The organism is Paraburkholderia sp. CI2, assembly GCF_014201055.1.
GTDB classification, from domain to species: domain Bacteria; phylum Pseudomonadota; class Gammaproteobacteria; order Burkholderiales; family Burkholderiaceae; genus Paraburkholderia; species Paraburkholderia tuberum.
This window is the reverse complement of sequence record NZ_JACHDL010000027.1, coordinates 1-23,840: the sequence shown is the minus strand read 5'-3', so window position 1 is coordinate 23,840 and position 23,840 is coordinate 1. Positions and strand designations below refer to the sequence as shown.

21 protein-coding genes and 1 pseudogene are annotated in these 23,840 nt (G+C 61.7%); 14 read left to right on the top strand and 8 right to left on the bottom strand.

Features of this window, described 5'->3' with window-relative positions; translation table 11 throughout:
* Positions 1 to 16 precede the first annotated feature (16 nt).
* From HDG32_RS29170 to HDG32_RS29135, 8 genes are all read left to right on the top strand, one after another.
* Positions 17 to 1,108, top strand: a complete 1,092-nt coding sequence (locus tag HDG32_RS29170; protein ID WP_184072626.1) for a MurR/RpiR family transcriptional regulator — start codon at positions 17 to 19, stop codon at positions 1,106 to 1,108.
* Entirely contained in the window at positions 1,105 to 2,094 is a 990-nt protein-coding gene (locus HDG32_RS29165) for an isoaspartyl peptidase/L-asparaginase family protein (protein WP_184072624.1), read from the top strand. The genes HDG32_RS29170 and HDG32_RS29165 overlap by 4 nt, the downstream gene beginning before the upstream one ends.
* A 70-nt stretch (positions 2,095 to 2,164) precedes the next feature.
* Positions 2,165 to 4,087, top strand: coding sequence for a dipeptide ABC transporter ATP-binding protein (locus HDG32_RS29160; RefSeq protein ID WP_184072622.1), 1,923 nt, complete (start codon positions 2,165 to 2,167; stop codon positions 4,085 to 4,087).
* Positions 4,088 to 4,210: 123 nt separating this feature from the next.
* On the top strand, positions 4,211 to 5,773 hold the full coding sequence (gsiB, locus tag HDG32_RS29155; RefSeq protein ID WP_184072620.1) for a glutathione ABC transporter substrate-binding protein GsiB: 1,563 nt from the start codon (positions 4,211 to 4,213) through the stop codon (positions 5,771 to 5,773).
* A gap of 127 nt (positions 5,774 to 5,900) precedes the next feature.
* Entirely contained in the window at positions 5,901 to 6,821 is a 921-nt protein-coding gene (gene gsiC / locus HDG32_RS29150; RefSeq protein ID WP_090801536.1) for a glutathione ABC transporter permease GsiC, read from the top strand.
* A 7-nt stretch (positions 6,822 to 6,828) separates the two neighbouring features.
* Entirely contained in the window at positions 6,829 to 7,734 is a 906-nt protein-coding gene (gene gsiD, locus HDG32_RS29145) for a glutathione ABC transporter permease GsiD (RefSeq protein WP_184072618.1), read from the top strand.
* On the top strand, positions 7,731 to 8,846 hold the full coding sequence (locus HDG32_RS29140; RefSeq protein WP_184072617.1) for a P1 family peptidase: 1,116 nt from the start codon (positions 7,731 to 7,733) through the stop codon (positions 8,844 to 8,846). The genes gsiD and HDG32_RS29140 overlap by 4 nt, the downstream gene beginning before the upstream one ends.
* Positions 8,843 to 9,676: a M55 family metallopeptidase gene (locus HDG32_RS29135; RefSeq protein WP_184072615.1), complete on the top strand. Its 834-nt coding sequence runs from the start codon at positions 8,843 to 8,845 to the stop codon at positions 9,674 to 9,676. The genes HDG32_RS29140 and HDG32_RS29135 overlap by 4 nt, the downstream gene beginning before the upstream one ends.
* Positions 9,677 to 9,700: 24 nt before the next feature.
* Here HDG32_RS29135 and HDG32_RS29130 read toward each other — a convergent pair whose 3' ends face one another.
* Positions 9,701 to 10,594, bottom strand: coding sequence for an alpha/beta fold hydrolase (locus HDG32_RS29130; RefSeq protein WP_184072613.1), 894 nt, complete (start codon positions 10,592 to 10,594; stop codon positions 9,701 to 9,703).
* A 129-nt stretch (positions 10,595 to 10,723) separates the two neighbouring features.
* Between HDG32_RS29130 and HDG32_RS29125 the strand changes: the two are divergent.
* Both HDG32_RS29125 and HDG32_RS29120 read left to right on the top strand, forming a co-directional pair.
* Positions 10,724 to 11,177: pseudogene (locus tag HDG32_RS29125) on the top strand (aromatic amino acid transporter AroP); the annotation flags it as partial.
* A gap of 298 nt (positions 11,178 to 11,475) precedes the next feature.
* Positions 11,476 to 12,738, top strand: a complete 1,263-nt coding sequence (locus tag HDG32_RS29120) for a glycosyltransferase family 87 protein (protein ID WP_184072611.1) — start codon at positions 11,476 to 11,478, stop codon at positions 12,736 to 12,738.
* 338 nt (positions 12,739 to 13,076) lie between these two features.
* Here HDG32_RS29120 and HDG32_RS29115 read toward each other — a convergent pair whose 3' ends face one another.
* The 5 genes from HDG32_RS29115 to HDG32_RS29095 all read right to left on the bottom strand — a co-directional run bounded on the left by HDG32_RS29115 (position 13,077) and on the right by HDG32_RS29095 (position 16,070).
* Positions 13,077 to 13,427 (bottom strand): VOC family protein, encoded by a 351-nt coding sequence (locus tag HDG32_RS29115; RefSeq protein WP_018421036.1) that lies wholly within the window; start codon positions 13,425 to 13,427, stop codon positions 13,077 to 13,079.
* Between the two features lie 128 nt (positions 13,428 to 13,555).
* Entirely contained in the window at positions 13,556 to 14,065 is a 510-nt protein-coding gene (locus tag HDG32_RS29110; RefSeq protein WP_184072609.1) for a GNAT family N-acetyltransferase, read from the bottom strand.
* A 241-nt stretch (positions 14,066 to 14,306) separates the two neighbouring features.
* On the bottom strand, positions 14,307 to 14,816 hold the full coding sequence (locus HDG32_RS29105; protein WP_184072607.1) for a GNAT family N-acetyltransferase: 510 nt from the start codon (positions 14,814 to 14,816) through the stop codon (positions 14,307 to 14,309).
* 100 nt (positions 14,817 to 14,916) lie between these two features.
* Complete coding sequence (locus HDG32_RS29100) at positions 14,917 to 15,489, bottom strand: GNAT family N-acetyltransferase (RefSeq protein WP_018421033.1); 573 nt, start codon at positions 15,487 to 15,489, stop codon at positions 14,917 to 14,919.
* A 200-nt stretch (positions 15,490 to 15,689) separates the two neighbouring features.
* The gene (locus HDG32_RS29095; protein ID WP_184072605.1) at positions 15,690 to 16,070 is read right to left on the bottom strand and encodes a VOC family protein; all 381 of its coding nucleotides are present in this window, start codon (positions 16,068 to 16,070) and stop codon (positions 15,690 to 15,692) included.
* Positions 16,071 to 16,350: 280 nt separating this feature from the next.
* Between HDG32_RS29095 and HDG32_RS29090 the strand changes: the two genes are divergently transcribed.
* Together HDG32_RS29090 and catB are read left to right on the top strand one after the other, a co-directional pair.
* On the top strand, positions 16,351 to 16,902 hold the full coding sequence (locus HDG32_RS29090; RefSeq protein WP_184072603.1) for a GNAT family N-acetyltransferase: 552 nt from the start codon (positions 16,351 to 16,353) through the stop codon (positions 16,900 to 16,902).
* Between the two features lie 246 nt (positions 16,903 to 17,148).
* On the top strand, positions 17,149 to 17,790 hold the full coding sequence (gene catB, locus HDG32_RS29085) for a type B chloramphenicol O-acetyltransferase (RefSeq protein ID WP_090801522.1): 642 nt from the start codon (positions 17,149 to 17,151) through the stop codon (positions 17,788 to 17,790).
* Positions 17,791 to 17,887: 97 nt separating this feature from the next.
* On the opposite strand, the gene HDG32_RS29080 is transcribed toward catB, so the two are convergent.
* Positions 17,888 to 18,421 (bottom strand): GNAT family N-acetyltransferase, encoded by a 534-nt coding sequence (locus tag HDG32_RS29080; protein WP_184023198.1) that lies wholly within the window; start codon positions 18,419 to 18,421, stop codon positions 17,888 to 17,890.
* A gap of 532 nt (positions 18,422 to 18,953) precedes the next feature.
* Between HDG32_RS29080 and HDG32_RS29075 the strand changes: the two genes are divergently transcribed.
* Both HDG32_RS29075 and HDG32_RS29070 read left to right on the top strand, forming a co-directional pair.
* Positions 18,954 to 20,717 carry a serine hydrolase gene (locus HDG32_RS29075; protein WP_184072601.1) on the top strand — a complete coding sequence of 588 codons (1,764 nt, stop codon included), beginning with the start codon at positions 18,954 to 18,956 and terminating at the stop codon, positions 20,715 to 20,717.
* Positions 20,718 to 20,968: 251 nt separating this feature from the next.
* Complete coding sequence (locus tag HDG32_RS29070) at positions 20,969 to 21,970, top strand: hypothetical protein (protein ID WP_184072599.1); 1,002 nt, start codon at positions 20,969 to 20,971, stop codon at positions 21,968 to 21,970.
* Between the two features lie 200 nt (positions 21,971 to 22,170).
* Here the strand turns inward: HDG32_RS29070 and HDG32_RS29065 are convergent, their stop codons facing one another.
* The gene (locus HDG32_RS29065; RefSeq protein ID WP_184051664.1) at positions 22,171 to 23,025 is read right to left on the bottom strand and encodes a PA4780 family RIO1-like protein kinase; all 855 of its coding nucleotides are present in this window, start codon (positions 23,023 to 23,025) and stop codon (positions 22,171 to 22,173) included.
* Positions 23,026 to 23,840: the final 815 nt, after the last annotated feature.

The following is a 23,840-nucleotide window of genomic DNA, read 5'->3' as shown; positions in this document are numbered from 1 at the left end:
GCGCTTTTCCGTTCGCATGATCCATCACCCGTCCGCTGTGTCGAACCCCGCCGAGCAGGCCATTGCCACGCGCATCACCGCTGCGATGCCGACGCTCACGCCGATCCACCAGCGCATGGGCGAGTACGTGCTGGCCCATCTGTTCCGCGCGGCGACGATGCGTATCGACGAGCTCGCGAGCGTGGTCGGCGCGTCGGTCGCGAGCGCGAATCGCTTTGCGCGCGCGCTCGGCTTCGACGGTTATCCGCAGTTTCGCGAGGCGCTCGTGCGTGGCTTCGAGGCGACGCTCGCGCCGGTCGAGCGGCTGCGCAGCGCGCAGGAAACGCTCGCGGCCGGTGACGATCTGATCGACGCGTCGCTCGAGCAGGCCGCCAACAATCTGCATGCGACGCGTACGTCGATCGATCGCGCGACCGCCGACGCCGCCGTCGACGCAATCATCGCCGCGCGTCGCGTATTCGTGATCGGCTTCGGCGCCAGCGCGTTTCTCGCGAGCCTGATGGAGCACGGGCTGCTGCCGTATCACGACAACGTGCATTCGCTGGCACTGAGCGGCGGGCCGTCGCATGCGGCGCGGCACCTCGTGGGTTCGGGCCCGGGCGATCTCGTGATCGGCATCGCGTTTCCGCGCTATGTCGAGGACACGATCGAACTCGCGCGCCGCGCCTCCGAACGCGGCGCGCGCGTGCTCGCGCTCACCGACGGTCCGCGCTCGCCGCTCGTGCGGTTCGCGGACCTGGCGCTGTATGTCCGCACCGACCGGCGTCTCGCGTCGAATGCCGATTCGGCCGTGCTCGCGGTCATCGAGGCCTTGTGCGACGCGGTCGCGTATAGCGCGCAACGCTCGGTCAAGGCGGCCGCCGAGGTCAGCGAGTTCGTGCTGCCGTGGCTGTTCGATCCGCAGTCGGGCGCGGCCGGCGCCGCGCAGGAGCCGGCGCGCGCCCTGAGCAAAGCCGCGCGCGCGAGGGCTGCAAGGCTAAAACACAGCGACGGCGCAAAGGCCGACAGCACCCAAGCCAGAAGCACGAAAGCCAGGGATGCCGAAGCAAAAGCCATCACAGCACCCCGCACTCCCCGAACCACCCGCACTCCACGATCCAAACGATGAACTCCAACGCAGTCATTGCCATTCACGGCGGGGCCGGGACGATCCTGCGCACGTCGATGTCGGCCAGCGCCGAAACCGGATATCACGCGGCGCTCAACGCGGTGCTGAGCGCTGGCCAGCGCGTGCTCGCCGACGGCGGCAGCGCGCTCGACGCGGTCAGCGAAGCGGTGCGGCTGCTCGAAGACTGCGGGCTCTTCAATGCGGGCCACGGCGCGGTCTACACGGCAGCCGGCACGCACGAGCTCGACGCCGCGATCATGGACGGCCGCACGCTCGACGCGGGCGCGATCTGTTGCGTGAAGCGCGTGCGCAATCCGATTCTCGCCGCGCGCCGCGTGCTCGAACGCAGCGACCACGTGCTGTTCACCGGTGACGGCGCGGAAGCGTTCGCGGCCGCGCAGGGGCTCGAGTTCGTCGACAACAGCTACTTCGATACCGACGCGCGCTATCGCCAATGGCAACTGGCGCGTAAGCAGCAGCGTCCGATGCTCGATCACGACGCCGCGACGCTCGCGTCCACGGCTTCGAGCAACGACGACCCGACGCCGCACGAGCCGATCGATCCGAATCGCAAGTTCGGCACCGTCGGCGCAGTCGCGCTCGACCGCCACGGGCATCTCGCCGCGGCGACCTCGACGGGCGGCGTGACCAACAAGCAGGTGGGCCGCGTCGGCGATACGCCGCTGATCGGCGCGGGCTGCTACGCGGACGACGCGACCTGCGCGGTATCGACCACCGGCGCGGGCGAAATGTTCATGCGCATGGTCGCCGCCTACGACGTCGCCGCGCAGATGGCCTATCGCCAGGTCTCGCTCGAAGAAGCCGCGCACGACGTCGTGATGAACCGCTTGCCGAAGATCGACGGACGCGGTGGCCTCGTCGCCGTCGACGCGCGGGGCAATGTCACGCTGCCGTTCAATACCGAGGGTATGTACCGCGGTTTCGCGCGGCTCGGCGAAACGCCGGTGACGGCGATCTATCGCTAGCCGCTGGCGCGTGTCGCCGCCTGCCTGAGGCCCCGTTAGCCGCGTTCGAATTCAAAGCAAAGGAACCACCGTGCCGACTTCCTCGCACACCGCCAGCCCGCTTATCGAGACCCTGCCGCCGCAGCGCGTGCTCGCGGTCGACGATCTGACGGTCGCGTTCCGCCGCGGCGATTCGACCTTCAACGCGGTGCGCAATCTGTCGTTCACGGTCGAGCGCGGCGAGACGCTCGCGATCGTCGGCGAATCGGGCTCGGGCAAGTCGGTCACGTCGCTGGCGCTGATGCGGCTGATCGAGCATGGCGGCGGCCGTCTTGCCGGCGGCAGCATCGCATTCCGGGGGCGCGACGGCAGCGTGCTCGATCTCGCGAAGGCGTCGTCCGGCACGATGCGCACAGTTCGCGGCGCCGACATCGCGATGATCTTCCAGGAGCCGATGACCTCGCTCAATCCGGTCTTCACGGTCGGCGATCAGATCAGCGAGGCGATCGCGCTGCACCAGAGCAAGAGCCGCGAGGCCGCGCGCGCCGAAACCTTGCGTCTGCTCGAGATCGTGCGGATTCCCGAGGCAAGGCGCGTCGCGGCGCGTTACCCGCATCAGCTGTCGGGCGGCATGCGCCAGCGCGTGATGATCGCGATGGCGTTGTCGTGCAAGCCCGCGCTGCTGATCGCCGATGAACCGACCACCGCGCTCGACGTGACGATCCAGGCGCAGATCCTGCAACTGATTCGCGGCTTGCAGGACGAGATGAACATGGGCGTGATCTTCATCACGCACGACATGGGCGTGGTTGCCGAAGTGGCCGACCGCGTGCTCGTCATGTATCGCGGCGAGAAGGTCGAGGAGGGCGGGTCGGACGCGCTGTTCGCCGCGCCGTCGCATCCGTACACGAAGGCGCTGCTCGCGGCGGTGCCGCGGCTCGGCTCGATGCAGGGCACCGATCAGCCCGCGCGCTTTCCGATCCTGAGCGTCGAGCAGGCCGGCGCGAACGGCGCCGATGCCGCGGTGCAGCCGGCGGCGGCTGTCGCCGAAGAAGCGCAGCCGCTGGTGCGCGACGACACGCCGCCGATCCTGCGCGTGCGCGATCTGGTCACGCGCTTTGCGGTCCGTAGCGGCCTGTTCGGCCGTATGACGGGCCGTGTGCATGCGGTCGAAAAAGTCAGCTTCGATCTGCGGCCCGGCGAAACGCTCGCGCTGGTCGGCGAGTCGGGCTGCGGCAAGTCGACCACGGGCCGCTCGCTGCTGAGGCTCGTCGAAAGTCAGAGTGGCTCGATCGAATTCGCTGGCAAGGAAATCAGCTCGCTGACCGGGCCCGCGTTGCAGGCGCTGCGCCGCGATATCCAGTTTATTTTCCAGGATCCGTTCGCGTCGTTGAATCCGCGCTTGACCGTCGGCTTCTCGATCATGGAGCCGCTGCTCGTGCATGGCGTCGCGCAGGGTGGGCAAGCGCAGGCGCGCGTCGCGTGGCTGCTCGAGAAAGTCGGTTTGCCGGCCGAGGCTGCGCGCCGCTATCCGCATGAGTTTTCGGGCGGGCAGCGTCAGCGTATCGCGATTGCTCGCGCGCTCGCGCTGAATCCGAAGGTCGTGATCGCCGACGAATCGGTGTCCGCGCTCGACGTCTCCGTGCAGGCGCAGATCGTCAATCTGATGCTCGACCTGCAGCGCGAGCTCGGCGTCGCGTATCTGTTCATTTCGCACGACATGGCGGTGGTCGAGCGGGTCAGCCATCGCGTCGCGGTGATGTATCTCGGCCAGATCGTCGAGATCGGTCCGCGTCGCGCGGTGTTCGAGGCGCCCCAGCATCCGTACACGAAGAAGCTGATGAGCGCGGTGCCGGTCGCCGATCCCGCGCGCCGTCACGCGCAACGCATGCTCGCCGCCGACGATATTCCGAGCCCGATCCGCGCGCTGCACGACGAGCCGGTCGTCGCGCCGCTCGTCGCGGTGGGCCCGGATCATTTCGTCGCGCAGCATCGCGTCGGCGGCGCTTATTGAGCGAAGCGCCGCATCGCGTTAAAGCAAAAAGACCCGAAGCAAAACCCGCAGCACCCGCAGCCGAAGCACAAGCCAACCATAACGACCCTGTCACACCCTTAACTCGCAGCCTGGAGCAACCTCATGAACCTGCTGTTCCCGTCCTCTCCGTTTCGTTTGCGCGCGCTCGTCAGCGGCGGCGCGGTGGTGTTCGCGACGCTCGCGGGCAATCTGGCGCACGCCGAAACGACGGCCGTGATGGCCGTCGCGTCGACCTTCACGTCGCTCGATCCGTACGACGCGAACGACACGCTGTCGCAGGCGGTCGCGAAATCGTTCTATCAGGGGCTGTTCGGCTTCGACAAGGACATGAAGCTCGTCAACGTGCTCGCCGACAGCTATGAGGCGAGCCCCGACGCGCGCGTCTATACGATCAAGCTGCGCCATGGCGTGAAGTTCCAGGACGGCACCGACTTCAATGCGGCCGCCGTGAAGGCGAACTTCGACCGCGTGACCGATCCGGCCAACAAGCTGAAGCGCTACAACATGTTCAGCCGCATCGAGAAAACGGAAGTGGTCGATCCGTACACGGTGCGCGTCACGCTGAAAACGCCGTTCTCGGCGTTCATCAACGTGCTCGCGCATCCGTCTGCGGTGATGATCTCGCCGGACGCGCTGAAGAAGTACGGCAAGGACATCGCGTTTCATCCGGTCGGCACGGGCCCGTTCGAACTCGTGAAGTGGGACCCGGCCGGCGACCTGACCGTGAAGAAGTTCGCCGGCTACTGGAAGAAGGGTTATCCGAAGATCGATGCGATCGACTGGAAGCCGGTCGTCGACAACAACACGCGCGCCGCGCTGATGCGCACCGGCGAAGCGGACTTCGCGTTCCAGGTGCCGTTCGAGCAGGCCGCGCAACTGCAGTCGAGCCCGAAGGTCGATCTGATCGCGGCGCCGTCGATCATCCAGCGCTACATCAGCCTGAACATGAATCAGAAGCCCTTCGACAACCCGAAGGTGCGTGAGGCGCTGAATTACGCGGTCAACAAGGAAGCGCTGACGAAGGTCGCGTTCGCCGGTTACGCGACGCCGGCCGACGGCGTGGTGCCGCAGGGCGTCGACTATGCGGTCAAGCTCGGACCCTGGCCGTACGATCCCGCGAAGGCGCGCGAACTGCTGAAGGAAGCGGGCTATCCGAACGGCTTCGAAACGACGCTGTGGTCCGCGTATAACTACTCGACCGCGCAGAAGGTGATCCAGTTCGTGCAGCAGCAGCTCGCGCAGGTCGGCATCAAGGCCAGCGTCGAGGCGCTCGAAGCGGGTCAGCGCGTCGCCAAGGTCGAAAGCGCGCAGGACCCGGCGACCGCGCCGGTGCGGATGTACTACGCGGGCTGGTCGTCGTCGACCGGCGAGGCGGACTGGGCGATCAGCCCGCTGCTCGCGGGCTACTCGATTCCGCCGAAGATGGTCAATACGTCGTATTACAAGAACGACGCGGTCGACAACGATCTGAAGCAGGCGCTCGAAACGACCGACCGCACGCAGAAGGCCGCGCTCTACACCGACGCGCAGAAGCGCATCTGGGCCGACGCGCCGTGGATCTTCCTCGTCAAGGAGAAGGTCGTGTATGCGCGCAGCAAGCGTCTGTCGGGCGCTTACGTCGCGCCGGACGGCTCGTTCAACTTCGACGAGATCGCGATTAAGTGATGAGCTGACGAGGCGGCATGCGCAGGCGGCGGTTCAGCCAGCCCGCCGCCGCGCCGCCGCCGCACACGAGTCCTCGTTGCCCGCCTGATTTGCCGCTCATTTGCCGCTCATTTGCCGGACTGGTTTCATGCTGAACTTCCTCGTCAAACGTCTGCTAGGCCTGCTGCCGACGCTCTTCATCGTCGCCGTGCTGGTGTTCCTGTTCGTGCATCTGCTGCCGGGCGATCCGGCGCGGCTCGCTGCCGGTCCTGAGGCGGACGAGGCGACCGTGGCCCTCGTGCGCTCCGACCTCGGGCTCGACAAGCCGCTGCCGCAGCAGTTCGTCCGTTTTTTCTGGCGGATGGCGCATGGCGACTTCGGCGTTTCGACGCGCAGCAAGCGGCCGGTGAGCCAGGAGATCGCGGAACGCTTCTTCCCGACGTTGTGGCTGACGATCGCGAGCATGGTGTGGGCGGTCGTGATCGGCATGGCGATCGGCATCGCCTCTGCGGTGTGGCGCAACCGCTGGCCGGACCGCCTGGGCATGACGCTCGCGGTGTCGGGCATTTCGTTTCCGGCGTTCGCGCTCGGCATGCTGCTGATGCAGATTTTCTCGGTGCAGCTCGGCTGGCTGCCGATCGTCGGCGATGGTTCGTGGCGCAGCTACGTGCTGCCGTCGCTGACGCTCGGCGCGGCGGTCGCGGCCGTGATGGCGCGCTTCACGCGGGCCTCGTTCGTCGAAGTGCTGCACGAGGACTTCGTGCGCACCGCGCGTGCGAAGGGCGTGCCCGAGCGGCTCGTGATCATCAAGCACTGCCTGCGCAACGCGCTGATTCCCGTCGTCACGATGATGGGTCTGCAGTTCGGCTTCCTGCTCGGCGGCTCGATCGTCGTCGAGGTGGTGTTCAACTGGCCGGGCCTCGGCCGTTTGCTCGTCGATGCCGTGTCGATGCGCGACTATCCGATCATTCAGGCCGAGGTGCTGTTGTTCTCGCTCGAATTCATCATCATCAACCTGATCGTCGACGTGCTGTACGCGGTGATCAACCCGACCATCCGTTTCAAGTGAGGCCCGCATGAGCACCACTGCCACCGGGCCGAATGCGGCCACTCCCGTTGCCTCCGAACGCGCGATCCGCACACCGTGGAGCGAATTCTGGCGCAAGTTCCGCAAGCAGCATGTCGCGCTGGCCGCCGGCGTGTTCGTGCTGCTCCTGATCGTGGTCGCGATCATCGCGCCGCATATCGTGCGGTACGACCCCGAGAACTTCTTCGACTACGACGCGCTGAACGCGGGGCCGTCGGCCGCGCACTGGTTCGGCGTCGATTCGCTGGGCCGCGATATCTTCAGCCGCATCCTCGTCGGCTCGCGCATTTCGCTCGAGGCAGGCTTTCTGTCCGTTGCGATCGGCGCGGTGATCGGCACGTTCTTCGGTCTGCTTGCCGGTTACTACGAGGGCTGGTGGGATCGCATCACGATGCGCGTGGCCGACGTGCTGTTCGCGTTCCCCGGCATTCTGCTCGCGATCGGCGTGGTCGCGATTCTCGGCAACGGCATGATCAACGTGATCTGCGCCGTGGCGATCTTCAGCATTCCGGCATTCGCGCGGCTCGTGCGCGGCAATACGCTGATGCTCAAGCAGCTCACCTATATCGAGGCGGCGCGCAGCATCGGCGCGTCGGACTGGACGATCATGGCGCGGCACATTCTGCCGGGCACGATTTCGTCGGTCGTCGTGTACCTGACGATGCGCATCGGCACGTCGATCATCACGGCGGCGAGCCTGTCGTTTCTCGGCTTGGGCGCGCAGCCGCCGACGCCCGAGTGGGGCGCGATGCTCAACGAAGCTCGCGCCGACATGGTGACCGCGCCACATATCGCGCTGTTTCCGAGCCTCGCTATCTTCCTGACCGTGCTCGCGTTCAATCTGCTCGGCGACGGTCTGCGCGATGCGCTCGATCCGAAGCTGGATCGGCCATGAGCATGAGCAACCATCATTCGGCTGAGCGCGCGCCGCATCTCGGCACGTTGCCGGCCGGAGCGCTCGGCACGATCGCCGACGTGGACGGCGTCAGCGTCGGTCATTGCACGCTTGCCGAAGGCGCGCTGCAAACCGGCGTGACCGTGATCCGGCCGCATCGCGGCGATCCGTTCGTCGACAAGGTGCCGGCCGCCGCGTCGGTGATCAACGGCTTCGGCAAGAGTGTCGGGCTCGTGCAGCTCGACGAACTCGGCACGCTGGAGACGCCGATCGCGCTGACCAACACCTTCGGCGTCGGTACGGTCGCGCAGGCACAGATCCGCGCGGCGATTCGCGCGAATCCGCTCATCGGCCGCGAATGGTCGACGCTCAATCCGCTCGTGTTCGAGTGCAACGATGGCTATGTGAACGACATTCAGGCGCTTGCCGTGACCGAACAGCACTTCAACGAAGCATTCGACGCGGCAAGTGCCGATGTCGCGAGCGGTGCGCTCGGCGCGGGGCGCGGCATGTCGTGTTTCGATCTGAAGGGCGGCATCGGCACTGCGTCGCGCGTGTTCAGTGCGGCGGGCCCTGACTACACCGTTGGCGCGCTCGTGCTTGCCAACTTCGGCCGTCTGCCGATGCTGACGATCGACGGCGCGCCGCTCGGCCGCATGCTGGCCGAACGCGCGGCCGTCGCTGAGGCGGCGAATGCTGCCAGTGCCGCTGCTCACGCGACCCCCGAGCAACCCGAGCAAGGCTCGATCATCATGATCGTCGCGACCGATGCGCCACTCGACGCGCGCCAGCTGAAACGCCTGTCGTTGCGCGCGGCGGCCGGTCTCGCGCGCACCGGCTCGGTGTACGGCCACGGCAGCGGCGATATCGCGCTGGCGTTTTCGACCGCGTACACGGTGCCGCACGGCGCGGACTTCGTCGCGCTGCCGCCGCTGGTCGCGGATCACTGTATGGACCCGCTGTTTCGCGCCTGCGCCGACAGCGTCGAGCAGGCGATCGTCGATGCATTGTGGAGCGCCGAGTCGGTCACCGGTCGCGACGGCCATCGGCGGCTGTCGCTGCGCGACAGCGTGCCGGACCTTGCCCACCTGCTGCGGAATTCCGCGCGATGAAAGTCCTGATCTCCACCGACATCGAAGGCATCGCCGGCGTGTTCCATGCCGAGCAGACGCGCGCGGGCAACGGCGAATACGAAGCCGCGCGACGCTGGATGACGCTCGAAGCCAACGCGGCCGTCGAAGGCGCGTTCGCGGGCGGCGCGACCGACGTGTGGGTCAATGATTCGCACGGCGGCTTTCGCAACCTGCTGCCCGATCTGCTCGATCCGCGCGCCCAGCTCGTACTCGGCAAGCCGCGCACGCTCGGCATGATGGCCGGGCTCGAATACGGTGCGGCGCTGGTCTTCATGCTCGGCTATCACGCGAAGGCGCAAACGCGCGGCATCCTCGCGCACACGATCAACAGCTTCGCGTTCGCGCGCGTGGCGTTCAACGGCGTGGAGCTGGGCGAAGCGGGGCTGTACGGTGCGCTCGCCGAAGAATATGGCGCGCGCGTGGTGCTTTTATCGGGTGACGACGTGTTCGCCGAGGAAACCGCGTCGCATTTTCCCGGCGCGCGTTTCGTCGTCACGAAGACCGCAACCGGGCAAGCAAGCGGCGTCACGCAGTCGCCCGCGAGCGTGCGCGAGGCGCTGCGGGTCGCCGCGCGCGACGTGGTCCGTCAGCATGTCGAAGCGGGCCGCGCGCCTGCCGCGACGCGCGCGGAGCCGCGAACGATCGACTGCGAACTGCGCGTGCAAACGAGCGGGCTCGCCGATCTGTTCTGCCAATGGCCGACGCTTACGCGCGTCGATGGCGTGAGGTTGCGCTTCAGTGCGGCGTCGGCCGAGCATGCGGTGCGGATGCTGAACTGTCTGTCGGCGATGTCGTTCATGCTGCGCTGAGCCGCGCGGCGTCGAGCCGCCGGCTTACTGCTGCTGCCGGCTCAACTCGCGCGCCGCGTGATCGATCGCCTCCGCCACCGCCCCGGCGTGCGACACCGGCGCGAGATGGCTCGACGCGACCGGCACCACCTTCGCGCCGATGCGCGCGGCGATCATTCTCTGCAGATCGGGCGACACCGCGTGGTCTTTCGTCGTCAGCACGTACCACGACGGTTTGTCCTTCCAGCCGACCTGATCGACCGGTTCGTCGAATGCGCTCGCGGCGATCGGCACCTGCGCGGCGGCGAGCACGCGTGTGACGGTCTCGGGCACGTCGGCGGCGAGATCGGCGTGATAGCGCGCGCGGTCGATCCACAAAAACCCGTTCGCGTCCTTGCTGATGCTCTGGCCGGCCGGCATCGGCCCGCCGGCCTTCATCACGTCCATCGCCGATTCGTGCAGTTGCGGCGCAAGCGCGGCGACATACACGAGCCCGGCGACGTTCGGCGCATTCGCGGCGACCTCGGTGATCACGACGCCGCCCCACGAGTGCCCGACCAGCAGCACCGGACCGTTCTCGCGATCGAGCACGCGGCGGGTCGCGGCGACGTCGTCGGCGAGCGAGGTCAGCGGGTTCTGCACCGAGCTCACGTGATAACCCTTTTGCTGCAGCTTCGCGACCACGCCGTTCCAGCTCGATCCGTCGACAAACGCGCCATGCACGAGCACGATGTTGCGCACCGGGCCGCCGAGCGCGGCGGCAGGCGGCTTGCTGGCAGTAGCGGGGGCAGGCGCTGGCGCAGGCTGGCCGCTTGCCTGCGACGCGGCGTCATCGGCCGTTTGCTGGGCGGCGGGCACCGTCTGCGCGAGCGCGGACGTACTGACGCCCGCGAAGCAGAGGCACAACACGGCGGCGCAAAGCAGACGTTTGGGCAACATATTGAAGCTCCGCGGCATGAAAAGTGGACTTCGGCAACATACCCAGGCGCCATCCCCGTGACAATCACAATCCGCGCGCTTAAGTGCGGCGCAGAACGAAGCGGGCGGCTCCGAATGTCAGAGGAATAGGGCCTCGCCGAACAGGGCAACGCGCCGCGCGCGCTGCTGAAGCTCGACCGGCGAGGCGTGCCGTAATCTGGCGATCGGTCTGTCGGCGCTCGCGACGTTCGCGTGCGTGATCATCAACTACGTGATCCCGCCGGAAGCGCTCGGACTGCTGATGTCGCTCGTGGTCGCGGCGCTGGTGCTGAACTGGGCGCTGATCAGCCTCACGCATCTGAAGTCGCGCAAGGCGATGGTAGCCGCGGGCGAAACGCTGGTGTTCCGCTCGTTCTGGCTCCCGGTCAGCAACTGGATCTGCCTGGCATTCATGGCGCTGATCCTCGTGATTCTGGCGCTGACGCCGGGCTTGTCGATCTCGGTGTGGCTGGTGCCGGCATGGCTCGTGCTGATGTGGGGCGGCTACGTGATCAAGCGACGCCGTGAGGTTGCGCGCGCTGGCATGGGGGCCGCGAGCCGATAAGCGCCGATCGGCGCGACGTGCGTGGCATTCCGCAGCGAACACGGCGATTCGCCGCCAACGAACGATCTTCACGAGCCGAAGTTCCCGACATAGGTCGGTCTCGTGTGGGCGAGCGCACAGATCGATTTTTGCGAATCGGTAATCTCTGTCCGGTCGTCCGGCACGAAGCCGGCATGGCTGGCCATGCCGGCTATCCCCGGACCGTACCGGCGACACGGTCTGCTGGTACGCCCCCGCTAGCGCGGGTCTCATGGGCGCAGCACCTCCCACGTTGATTGACGTACCGCGGAGAGACACCATGTTCAACGCAGGCGCCGTACGAACCAGGTCGAACTTCGGCGCGGGTGCCGCGCTCCTTTTGCTGATTGCGGTAGCCTGCCTCGCGCTGCGTATCCTGCACGTCGTCGCGAAGTTTCGTGGCAACGTCCCTGACGCCTTCGGCGATTTCAATTTCTACCTGTACGCCTTCAACGTCGTGCTGCATGACCCGGCGCGCCTGTACGACCACGACGCGCTCATCGCGTTTTTGCAGGGCATCGGCGCGCGCTCGACGGGCGACGACATCTTCTACGCCTACCCGCCGCAGTTCGCGCTGGTGTTTGCGCCGCTCGCGCTGCTGACGCCGCTCGCCGCGAAAATCGTCTGGGTGAGTGCGTCGATCTTGTTGTTCTCGGTGGCTTTGTATCTCGTCGTCACGATGGCGTACCGCGGCACGGAGCGCAGCGTGAACCTGCTGCTGGTGGCGGTCGCGCTGCTGAGCTTTCCGCTCGTCGAAGATACCTACGACGGCCAATCGAACGAACTGCTGTTCTTCCTGTTGATTGCGACTTTCGCGCTGATCGAGCGTGGCAAAGGTTATGCCGCTGGACTCTTTCTTGGCTTTGCGATCGCGATCAAGCTCACGCCCCTGGCCGTCGCCGGCCTGCTGTTGCTGCGTCGCGAATGGCGGACGTTCGTGATGGCGAGCGTCGTTGCGATTGCGTTGACGTTGATCACCGGAGCGCGCCTCGGCTTCGACGTTTTGTGGCACTACTTCGTGTCGGACATGCCGCGCCTGAACGGCATGGCACTGGCGATGAGCGGTGGCGGCGCGCCGATGAACAATGCCGTGAGGGGCGCGCTGCAGACGCTATCGGCGACGATCGGCATGCCGGTGTCCGGTACGTTGCTGTCGATTGCTTCGCATGCGTTGGTGCTGGCTGCTTGCCTGCTGTCCGCGTATCTGGTGTTTCGCCGCCATCGGGACAGCCGCATCGACTACGCGCTCGCTTCGATGACGATGCTCGTGGCTTATCCGATCCTCGAGCCGATCCACATGGTGCTCGCGTTGATCCCGTTGCTGATTTTGCTGGGGACCGCCTTCGAAGCGCGCGGCGGGCAGTTGTCGGCGCTCGGTCCGAGACTGGAGATGCTGCTGGCCGCGATCGTCGTAGTCTTGCTGTTCTTTGCGGCGCGATTCGTGTCCTACACGGTCGCGGCGCTGCTCATTTACGGGCTCTGTGTCGCAAGGTACTTTCCACCGTCGGTGAGGCGGCGAGGGCGTGCTTACCAGCCTGGATGAATGATCCCGGTGTGGCTAAAGGGTTTTTGATGGGAGATGCGACTGGCGACGTCTTCCGGACGATTGGGAATCGGGAAGACTGTTTGATGGCAGGGCCGGAATGAAAAACCCCCTGCTATCGCTTTGCTTGAGCGGGTTTGAGGAATTTTGCCGGTACGGATACCACCAAAAATACCACCAGGCGTGCGTATTTGCCAGAATGAGCGAGCGAAAGCTTATCGGCGAACCGGGCATATTACAGTCGGCCGAGTTCGACCCACAAGAGCCCGTTGACGCCCTTAGGAACGGACACTCGCGACGGGCAACGCGGGCCTAGATTTTCGGGGTAGAACAACCGATTAGTCGTGACATGCGCAAAGTTCGAACTCATGGCCATCAGGGCTAACCAACACAATGCTCTTCATGGCTTCATTGTTTAGCCCGTCGAGAGCGACTGTTGCTCCAAAAGCCTTGGCGCGATCCAGAAATATATGCAAGGCGGATACGTCAAATTCGAACACAGGAACGCATCCGCTCCCGACGAACTCATCGCCAAAATCATTTAGCAGCAACCCGAAGCGGACTTCACCGAGCGAGAATTCGGTCCACTTATCCGACCTGCGGTTCGGCGCGCGTTCCAACAGGTTTTCCCAGAAAGCAGAACTGCGTTCCATGTCCGACACTTTCAAATAGGTGGTTCTAATCCGCATTGAATGCTCCAAGAACGTTTTCGGAAAGACGCAACAGATAATAGAGGTTTCAAAAGTTTCACGTGAACAATTAATTGTCCACGATCTATGCACGAATATAGACTGACCGTTCGTGGCCGAGCATCGCCTCATGCGACTGGCATATCCCCAGCAATAGGCAGTTGCTTTCCCATCTCGAACGCACGAAGCTCGTAGCCAAGTTCCTGATACAAATCGACCGCCTGTTCATTAAACGCCCAAACGGTCAGCCTCATGTCGTTGGCACCGTTTTTTCGTGCCCACTTTTCAGCAAGTTTCATCAGCGTGCTCCCAACGCCGCGTCCCCGCAGTCGTTCCAAAACAGCGACTGAGCCAATGCGGCCAACGGTCAACGGTTGCAACAGTGGACTTGTCGGCTGCATCACTTGAACGGTGATAAAGCCGACCGCCGTGCTGCCATGCTCGGCGAGAAACATGGCTCGATCTTCTCCCTGAAGGCTAGTTAGCCAGTGCGGCTTGTCTCGAGCGAACTCTTCAGTGGCGTTTGCATAGACGTCAGGACGTGCCTGATGGTGGATCGCGTTCAAGATTTGACCCAACTCGCAAATTTTCAAAATGTCGTCCACGGTTGCGCGGCGATAGCTTATCGAGTCGGTCATCTTCAGCTCTTGATGGTGGGGAAATAAAAAAAGGCGCCTTAAGCGCCTTGGTCGTTTGCACATGAAATGGACCGTGAGGTCGAATTCCTTGCTATGGACGTAACTACCCACGGCGCAGCGGATAGCGACCGTGATGATGGTGGTGAGCCTTGCTCGGGACGTTACGAAGTTCCATGCTGTTAATATTGGCACAAAAACAATTTCTGCGTGAGCACATTATTTTTTTGAGTGGCGGCTGTGTCTAACCGGGCATATCGGCCAGCAACGCCCATCGCTCGTGGTCGCGCCATTCGCCATTTACGCGGAGATAGCGAGGAGAAAAACCTTCCTGTTTAAAACCCAACCGCCGCACAAGTGCGATCGACGCGATATTCCCTGGTTGAATATTTGCCTCCACCCGATGCAATCCAAGTTCGCTGAAAGCATAGATCACAGCTGCCCGTACCGCGTCCGTCATCAACCCTGCCCGGGCGAAGTTCGACATTCCGTAATACCCGAGATAGGCGCTGCGAAAAGCACCCATTACTATTTCGTTAATGTTCACCACACCGACAATTTGAATCGATGCCACTTCACGCGCAATGAGGCCGACGTTCGACCCGGTGAGACCACCTGAAAACCAGTTATCGAAGCCCGTTTGATCGGTAAAGGATGTGACCCAAGGCAGGTGATAGTCCTGACTTGCTGAGTTTGCGGCGATCAAATCGGCGGCGTCGGCACGGATCACTCGGCTTAGCTGAATGCCACTCATGATGCTCCATCGTATAGGCGTGTGCAGGGCTTGAATTGTCGCCGATCCAACAGAGATGGATCAATCTCCGGAGTTGGCCGAACAGGGTCCGACAGGTTTCTCAGTCGTCTAGCTCAATGCGATAACGAAGAGTTTCCGCGAATCCATAGGCGGCGGTCTTTTTGAACCGGTCAATCAGGACACCACTGCATGCTGCGATCACCCGCTGTGAGGCTATATTTTCAGGATCAACCGTTAGTTCCACGTAGGGCAAGCCTTGCAGCCTCGCTTCGCCAAGCATCAAATTGAGCGCCTGCTTGGCGTAGCCGTTGCCTCGCTTCCACGGCACGACTGAGAAGCCGATATGTCCGAGCACATACGGCGGCAATTCGGCAGATCCAGCCTGCCAACGAAATCCGATCGCACCGCTAACATCGCCATCCCAAATCCATCGGATGATGCTTGGAAGACGGGCAACGGTCGAGCCATCGGGCAAAGGAATCGGGCCGCCTGATGCGGTCGGATCATCCAGCCCGTCGACGAATGCCTCTGCGTTCAACTCGATAGCATTCAACTGTTCGCGCGCAGCGACCTCCTTACGAACATTGTCAGGTGACCATCCCGCCTCAAGGGCCGAAACGTAGCTTGCCAGCAACGCAGTCGTAGGCCTCAAGAGTTCGATCTCAGTTGTCATTTTCTTCGCCTCAGGAGGAATGATTGACAACAGTTTAAGCGGCGGGGTCGAGTGTCTCAAAGTGGCTGGGCTGTGCCCCACGCGGCGGCGGCCACCAATTGCGCTTCATGCAGTCGGCATAGCGCAAGAAAATTTGTGCGAGCTAGCCGTGAAGCCAACAACAATCAGCATTGTGTCGTCGCTTCCTTTTATGCGCGGAGTCACGACAGGTCTTGACCAAACATCATTCGATGACCATCCGGAGTCCCGACAAGGAACTCGCGCATGCCGTGCGGTCTGTCGGTCGGAGGTTGCAGGATGATGGCGCGTCGACCGACAAGTTCTCCATGAAGTGCGTCAGCGTTCGCCACTTGGAGGTAGCCGAAATAACTGTGGTCCCCGGTTGCCGAAGGCAACATGGCATCGGGGCAATGGCCGATCATGACGCGCACACCCCCTCTCGTGGCCAACTTCCAACCTGTGCCGTCGGGCCAGTCCAGCCGAAAACCGAGCGCGTCCCGAAAGTATGAGGCACTGGCTTCGAGGTTTGGAACCGCGAGGACGAAAGAAAAGGAACTAAGATCCGTCAGCGCTTCGGCCATCACGTCACTCCCTGAGTAGCTTCGGCCGCGAACGGCCACCGATTGTTGCCGATTGTATTCTCCGAGTCGAATGACCCTTCATGGCCGAACCTTGCCAATCGTTGTGCGATCGACAAGTGTCGTGTCATGACCGGCAGCACGCGACCCGTAAGCGACAGAGGTAAATCGCGAAAGTGGCCGCACAAAGGCTGTGCTGCCACGCGGTTCGATGCGTGCGGTTGTTGGCTCTCGGCCCACATGTTCTAATGGGGTCATCTATTTCCGGCGCCCTGCCCCCGTCATGCCATTATTCGAGCCCGTCACGCTGACTACCCCACGCCTCGTTCTGCGGCCGCTTCGTCATGAAGACGCGCAACCACTGTTCGCGATCTGGTCGGACGCGGATGCGATGCGCTATTTTTCGTTTCCGGCGATGACTTCCCTGGATCAGGCAACGGATCGAGTCGCACGTAAATTGAAGACGTCAGCTGGCGGCCAAGACTTCATCTGTGCAGTCGAGTTGCAGACAACCGGCGAAGTGCTCGGTGATTGCGCTCTCTTTCATGCAGACGAGCAATGCCGACGCGCGGAGATAGGCTTTGGTCTGCAACGCAAGCATTGGGGAAACGGATATATGAGTGAGGCGGTTTCCGCGCTGATCGAGCACGCGTTCGGCACGCTGAATTTACGCCGGATTGAGGCGGATATCGACCCACGAAATGTAGCCTCGGCGCTTCTTCTCGAACGGCTCGGATTTGTCCGCGAAGGGTTGTTGCGTGATCGCTGGATAGTTGGCGATGAGGTGTCGGATAGCGCGCTGTACGGGCTGCTCGAATGTGATCGCCGGGCGTAGATGGCCACTGGCTGACGCCAGGATGTGAACTTGACGCTGCGCCGTGAGCGATCGGAATTCTCTCTGATTGTCGCGAATTTACGCGGCAGCGTCGACTGACCGGAGTTGGCTGAAACCGGCGAGACTGGTCCCGACCGTCATTGACGAAAGATTCTGCCGCACGGCTCAGGTTTGCCGCTACCGGATTTCCTCGTAACCTGCGTGCTCGAACGATAAACGCAGCCCAGACTACAGCGTGGTCCCTTTATGAAGAATTACTTCGACAGCCCCTTCAAGGGGAAGCCGCTTTCAGAGCAGGTAACCAATCCCAACATCATCGTGGGGCGTTACAGCTACTACTCTGGCTACTATCACGGACACTCCTTTGATGACTGTGCACGCTACCTGTTGCCAGACCGCACAGGTGTCGACCGGCTGATCATCGGTAGCTTCTGCTCTATCGGAAGTGGTGCGACGTTCATGATGGCGGGCAACCAGGGGCACCGGAACGATTGGGTAACCACATTTCCCTTCTTCTACATGACGGAAGAACCGGCGTTTGCTGACGCCTGCGATGCATTCGAACCCGCCGGCGATACGGTTGTCGGGAATGACGTCTGGATCGGTTCCGAAGCGATGATCATGCCAGGTGTTCACATCGGTCACGGTGCCGTGATCGGGAGTTGCGCCGTTGTCACGAAGGACGTTGAACCCTATACGATCATCGGCGGGAATCCGGCAAAGCCGATCCGAAAGCGCTTTTCGGACGATGAGATCGGAATGCTCCTCGAGATGAACTGGTGGGACTGGCCGCTGGACGAGATCGGCAAGTCGATGAAGTTGCTCTGTGCCACGGATATCGCAGCATTGTATGAACGCTGGAGCAGTTCATCGTTATCGGGTCGCTAACACTCGCGTCGACCGACACGCACGCAGTTGACGATCTGGGCGTTGACCTTGACTGGCCGATCTTGCCCGACGGAAGCCAGTCCACAGGCAGAATCGCCTATACCTCGCTTGCGACTGGCTGGCGAGGAATTCTGTAAACCACAGACTTGTACTTTGGCGTCGCGCGGCTTTCCACAATGACGCCGCCTAGCGATTCGGCGATGCGCCGGCTGGGACGGTTCTCTTCGGCAACCGGATAGGTAAAGCTTTCACAACCAATGGTTCGCGTTGCCCAGTGTGCAACAAGGGTCACAGCTTCACAACCAAACCCATTTCGATGACGATCTTCACGAATCCAGATACCGAGTTCCGGGCTCTCGGTGCGTACGCGGTGAAGCCCGGCTAACCCAAGGAAACTCCCGTCGGCGCGTTGACGTATCGCGAACACATAGTCTGACCCATCGTCAATCGACGGTACCCAGGACCGCCAAACACCATCAAAATCCTGCCGGGATGCTGGCGGCTCCCACGCCATGTGACGGGTGAGCGAAGGGGTGATGAACGAGAACGCAGCATCCGCGTCGTTGGCCGAGAACGGTTTGATCAAGAGCCGGGTTGATTCAATTTGGATTTCTGTCGGCCGCAGCATCATCTCAAGTCTTCCGTCGAGGTTTGTCTATATTCACCGATTGTCGACGAATCAGAAACGTGTGTCGAATGTCTCATCCTGACCGGACAGCGTCCGATTGCTGTCCGGCGATCACCACTCAGTCTTCCGTCTGTTCGGCCATCTCAAGATCGCGTCCATTTCGACTCTCCTTTCAAGTGAAGAGAAAATCAGTCTGCGCCAACCTCGATGGGCGATACCCGACCCGCAAAAGTCGTTCAATTTTCTCCATAACGGCCGTTCGTTCAGGAACGCAGTCGTGGCATTAGCGTTCACTAATCGAATACTTTTTTATTTTTCCCTGTAGAATTTCTTGCGGTTTTTGACTTGCTCCAGTCTTCACTGCTTCACATCAAAAAGCCATACCGTTCAAGGCAGGGTGAGTGCCTCCAAAGAGGCTTCCTGAGTATCCTTTGGCAAATGAGCGCGACGGATTTTCCTCTGTATTTAGCGATCGGGCAAGAGCATGAGAGCAACCTCTCTCTCGACAATTGACCTTCGAATCAAAGGACGGTAGATGCTAAGCGATCTGGGCGATTTCGACGATTACATAAAAGCACAGGTGCATGAATGGAACGCGCCCGGCATAGGCGTCAGTATTGTAAAAGACGAAAAAGTCATCTTCACGAGAGGCTACGGTTATCGTGACTATGCAAACAGACTGCCGTTTTTATCGTCAACTTTGTTTCCTATCGCGTCGAACACCAAGTTATTTACGGCCATTGCCGCCGGCATTTTGGTCGAAAAGGGCGCGCTGACCTTCGATCAGCCGATCCGCGATGTTGTCCCGAGTTTGCGTTTTTACGACAAGTCGCTCGATGCCGCGGTGACACTACGCGATATGCTCGGCCATCGTACCGGCGTGCCCCGGTACGACATGATCCTGCATAGAGCCGAGTTCTCAAAGAAGGAACTATTCGACCGGATCCGATTCATGAAGCCTATCGCTCCATTTCGATCGAAGCTTATCTACAACAATATGATGTACGAGGCTGTGGGCCACATCATCGAGTTGCTAAGCGGCAAGTCGTGGGATCAATTCGTCCGCGACGAGGTTCTGAGTCCTGTGGGTATGCCCCAGACTGCTTTCACCATTGCCGGCATGCTGGCTCATCCGAATCACGCGGTACCGTTCACGGAGAGGCGCGATAGTGAGGCGCTCTGGCAGACACCGTATCCGGAGTTGAACTGGTCGAGTCCAGCGGGGAGCATCGTCTCTAGCCTCGATGATATGAGTCGCTGGCTGGCCGTGTTGATGAACAACGGGGTGATGGCTGGAAAGAAGGTGATTCCGGAGCAGATACTGCAGGCTACTTTGGCGCCTGGGCTCGCATTTCCGGACCCGCTGGGCGACGTCCTTGGTTTTGAGCCGGAGATTAATTCAATCTATGGGATGGGCCGGCAAACCTCTTCGTATCGGGGACATCTGCTTGCGAGTCATGGCGGCGATCTCCGCGCCTTCCATTCGCAGGTCTCGTATTTGCCGCGCGAGAAATTGGGCGTAGTCGTGTTCGTGATCGGGGACCACTGCTCGATGCTGCGAAATGCCGTCGGCTACAACGTCTACGACCGCCTGCTGGGACTGGGTGAGTCGAGTTCGATGGATGCATTGCGCGAGTTCCATTTGAAAGCAAAGCAGAACATGCGCGAGTCGCGCGAACGGGTAAGGCCAAGCGCAATTCCAGACACGCGGTTCTCACACGATCTCGCAGACTACGTCGGTCGCTACGAGCATCCTGCCTACGGGCAACTACATATCTCACTCAACGATTTCCAGCTTCAGTTTCGTTTCCGTCAAACGAAGCTGCCATTGCATCATTACCACTACGACCGGTTCGATACCGACGATGACGAGGCCGAAGGCGCGTGGTCCATGTCGTTTCTGACCAGTCCACTCGGCGATATCGACCGCGTCAGTTTGTGGCTCGACGCGACGGATGCCGTGTTCGTCCGGATTCCGGACGCGCCTGCGCCAGGTGTGCTCAAGCAGCTTACCGGCACGTACCAGGCTGCTTTCGGCGCCAAGTGCGCGATCAAGCTGCGGCGCGACAACCAACTCATGCTGCACTTTCCAGAGGCTCCTGCGGAAGTTTTAACTCCGCTCAAGGGTCTTCAGTTTCGCAACCCGAAATGGCCACAAAGGACATTCGAGTTCGTGATGGAAAACGGGCGCGTGGTCGCATTGAGGCACTGGAACTCGGTTGCCGAGTTCGTTTTGACTCGGGTCGAGAATGCTGATTCCGCCGATACGATGGAGCATGAAGAGCCGATCGCCGATTAAACCGGGCGGCCCATCATCATCGACAGGAACTGTATTGGGGAATGCACTGGCGGGTGAGATCGGGAGGGCGCGTTCGAGCTGACTTCCGCTTAAGGCATCCGGCTCATGTCGACCCACAAGGGAAGGTCGCGTTGATTGGACCCAGACACCCAACCAGATGCATCACGCAGAACCCTGCCGCCTGTCCGACCGTCATAAATGCTTGGTCAACGATTCGTAACGTTCGCCGCCAGAGTGATGGAGCCCACACGATGACAATAGCTGCAAGTCCGATTGATCCGATCGCCGCTATTCTTGACGCTTTCAAATCCCACAATGTCGTCGCGCTTTGCGACGGCGGCCACGGCTGTGAGCAAGCATATGCTTTTCGGGTTTCGCTGATCCGGGACCCCCGATTTGCTTACATCGTGAACGACATCGTAGTTGAAAGTGGCAATTCTCTTTATCAGGAGATGATGGACCGGTTCGTTGCGGGGGATGACGTACCCGAAAATCAACTCCGCCAAGCTTGGCAAAACACTACGCAGCCCCACGATGTGTGGGATCGTCCTGTCTTTGAAGGGCTTTTTCGTGAAGTCCGCGATGTGAATGCCTCGCTCCCTAAAGACCGTCAGATTCGCATCTTGTTAGGCGATCCGCCGATAGATTGGTCGAAAATCAATAGCGCCGACGATCTCGATAAGGCTTGGAAAGCCATGGGCGACCGCAACACCTGTGCGGTTGAAATTATCCAACGTGAAGTGCTGGCCAGGCGGCGCCGCGCTTTGGTCGTCTATGGCGGCATGCACCTTTTGCGCAAGAACCTGTACTGGCAATTGAAATTCCCAGAGAAGGCAGAGCAACGATTCGACCCGTTGCCGAATACCATCGTTTCGTTGCTGGAAAGCCAAGGCGTCAAAGTCTATTCTGTTTGGACCCCGGTGTTTGGTGATCCGGCGACTTTACAGTCCGACGTCAGCTCCTGGCTGACGCCAAGTCTTGCGCTCATTCTCGGCACTCCGCTCGGAGAGGCGAGCTTTCGATCGTATTATCCGCACGCCATGTTCACTAGGCACGACGACGTCATGGTGGAGATATATGTCGATCCTGTCCGCTCTCCTGTGATGCAGGAGCAGTTCGACGCCATCCTTTATCTTGGGCCGCCTTCCGAGTTAACCTGGAGTGAACTCTCTCCCGCGCTGTCCTCTGATCCGGCATACATCAAAATGCGGTCAGACAGGCTCGCATGGGCCCGCATTGGCGACGGTCGCTAACGCGCCGATGGCTGTTTAATTAGATTCGGGACGAATCATGGACGGATTTGCGGTGGCGCGGCAACCGAACGCGACGCTCGGTCCAGCGACGGAAACTGGCCGAACTCGACTATTCTGACGGTGCGCAACCGGTTCCCGGTGCAACATTCGTCGAAGACCTTGTTTCGGGGCACCTTTCGGGGTACATCGAGCACGGGTTATCAGTTCGCGCTCAGTTCCTGCTGTCGCCGCACTCGCGCGTCTTCGTCAAGACGTGTCTCTTCGAGTTCCTGCAGCACGCTATCGAGGTCGACTGGTCGCGTGTCGAGCTCGATGCGGCCGGTCAATTTGACATCGACTTTCAGCTCGCCTGCTTCGAACAGCGCCCAGATCTCCGTTCCGTAGTCCGCGCCGAGAATTTGCGGTGCAAACCGTCCGAAGTACGCCGCCAGGTTGTCGACGTCACGCTTGAGCATCGAGGCGGCTTCGTTGTTGGCGGCGGCGTCGATGGCCTGAGGCAGATCGATGATCACCGGTCCATCAGCCGCCAGCAGGATGTTGTATTCGGACAGGTCGCCGTGAATCACACCCGCGCAGAGCATGCGGACAACCTGGTTGAGCAGCAGGGCGTGCAGTTCAAGGGCGCGCGCTTCAGTCAGATGGACGTCGTTGAGGCGTGGCGCGACGTCACCCGTTGCGTCGACCACCAGTTCCATCAGTAACACCCCATCGGTACAGATATAGGGTTGCGGCACTCTCACGCCCCCGTCGGCAAGTCGGAACAGTGCGTCGACTTCGGCGTTTTGCCACAACTCCTCCTGCATCTGGCGCCCATAGCGAGTACCTTTTTCCATCGCACGCGCCTGCCGGCTGTTCTTGACCTTGCGGCCGTCCCGATACGATGCGGCTTGCCGGAAACTGCGCTGCTTCGCGTCCTTGTAGACCTTTGCACACCGCATCGAGTCGCCGCTGCGCACGACGTAGACGGTTGCTTCCTTGCCGCTCATCAACTGACCGATCACTTCGTCGATGAGTCCTTCGTCAAGAAGCGGTGCAAGCCGTTTGGGTATTTTCATACGACCGACCAGTGCGGCTCGTGGCGCGTGCGTTCGAAATGCGTGGAAGGCGAATGGGTCGCTGAGGTGTGCGGAATCGGCGAACCGATGAATCGCGTGGGCGGTTCCGCTCGTCGGGTTGCAGCATGGGGAGTGAAGGAAGTCATGCCGGATTATAAAGGGATCGAGGGGGAGGCGACTCAAATCAAATCTACTGGCGACTGCGCAGATGCATTGCCGCCGCTCCTGGCCGCTGGCTACTCGCCACGACGGGCAGCGCCCGACCCACAACAAGCATTCGACTTTCTCCAAAGCGGCAACGGTTGCGCAGGTGTCGATTTTTGGTCTCTTCGAGGATGCGCTCGCGGACGTACGCGCCGTATTGGCGCGAACAGCGGCTTCGGGCGAATGATCTGCTACGCGAGTGCCGCCGGCGGCTGGAAAGGTCATAGACCAGTGGTACGGTCGCTGCCCGCGAGCATCCGCGCTACGGGCGCGAAAAACCGCAATGTTCCTGCGGGCGCTTTTTTCCGTTTCATCGAGAGCCGTGGAGATTTTGGGCTGTCGCCCATGTATGGACTGCCTGTCGCACGGTAATTATCTGACTGCTGTCAACCCCGGCAGCGACTTCAGATAGACCATCGACACACCCATGTCCCTGTCCGTATTTGAAATGCACTCCGTGGAGCTGTTCTGCCAGCGGCCACCGGGTGCCTGTTATGTCATCTGCGACGAAAGGCACGGCGGTTTCAAGAGTGAAGCGCAACGGCGGGATTAATGTTTAGAGCTTTGAGGTTGACTTGCTGATGCGAGGGTCGCGGCGAAGACCTCGAATG

Coding starts and splice junctions, on each gene's coding strand:
- HDG32_RS29165 (WP_184072624.1), top strand. CDS start 1,105: ATGAACTCCAACGCAGTCATTGCCATTCACGGCGGGGCCGGGACGATC.
- HDG32_RS29090 (WP_184072603.1), top strand. CDS start 16,351: ATGCCATTATTCGAGCCCGTCACGCTGACTACCCCACGCCTCGTTCTG.
- catB (WP_090801522.1), top strand. CDS start 17,149: ATGAAGAATTACTTCGACAGCCCCTTCAAGGGGAAGCCGCTTTCAGAG.
- HDG32_RS29140 (WP_184072617.1), top strand. CDS start 7,731: ATGAGCATGAGCAACCATCATTCGGCTGAGCGCGCGCCGCATCTCGGC.
- HDG32_RS29130 (WP_184072613.1), bottom strand. CDS start 10,594: ATGTTGCCCAAACGTCTGCTTTGCGCCGCCGTGTTGTGCCTCTGCTTC.
- HDG32_RS29065 (WP_184051664.1), bottom strand. CDS start 23,025: ATGAAAATACCCAAACGGCTTGCACCGCTTCTTGACGAAGGACTCATC.
- HDG32_RS29110 (WP_184072609.1), bottom strand. CDS start 14,065: ATGACCGACTCGATAAGCTATCGCCGCGCAACCGTGGACGACATTTTG.
- gsiD (WP_184072618.1), top strand. CDS start 6,829: ATGAGCACCACTGCCACCGGGCCGAATGCGGCCACTCCCGTTGCCTCC.
- HDG32_RS29080 (WP_184023198.1), bottom strand. CDS start 18,421: ATGATGCTGCGGCCGACAGAAATCCAAATTGAATCAACCCGGCTCTTG.
- HDG32_RS29105 (WP_184072607.1), bottom strand. CDS start 14,816: ATGAGTGGCATTCAGCTAAGCCGAGTGATCCGTGCCGACGCCGCCGAT.
- HDG32_RS29135 (WP_184072615.1), top strand. CDS start 8,843: ATGAAAGTCCTGATCTCCACCGACATCGAAGGCATCGCCGGCGTGTTC.
- HDG32_RS29120 (WP_184072611.1), top strand. CDS start 11,476: ATGTTCAACGCAGGCGCCGTACGAACCAGGTCGAACTTCGGCGCGGGT.
- HDG32_RS29170 (WP_184072626.1), top strand. CDS start 17: ATGATCCATCACCCGTCCGCTGTGTCGAACCCCGCCGAGCAGGCCATT.
- HDG32_RS29100 (WP_018421033.1), bottom strand. CDS start 15,489: ATGACAACTGAGATCGAACTCTTGAGGCCTACGACTGCGTTGCTGGCA.
- HDG32_RS29095 (WP_184072605.1), bottom strand. CDS start 16,070: ATGGCCGAAGCGCTGACGGATCTTAGTTCCTTTTCTTTCGTCCTCGCG.
- HDG32_RS29070 (WP_184072599.1), top strand. CDS start 20,969: ATGACAATAGCTGCAAGTCCGATTGATCCGATCGCCGCTATTCTTGAC.
- HDG32_RS29075 (WP_184072601.1), top strand. CDS start 18,954: ATGCTAAGCGATCTGGGCGATTTCGACGATTACATAAAAGCACAGGTG.
- gsiB (WP_184072620.1), top strand. CDS start 4,211: ATGAACCTGCTGTTCCCGTCCTCTCCGTTTCGTTTGCGCGCGCTCGTC.
- HDG32_RS29115 (WP_018421036.1), bottom strand. CDS start 13,427: ATGCGGATTAGAACCACCTATTTGAAAGTGTCGGACATGGAACGCAGT.
- gsiC (WP_090801536.1), top strand. CDS start 5,901: ATGCTGAACTTCCTCGTCAAACGTCTGCTAGGCCTGCTGCCGACGCTC.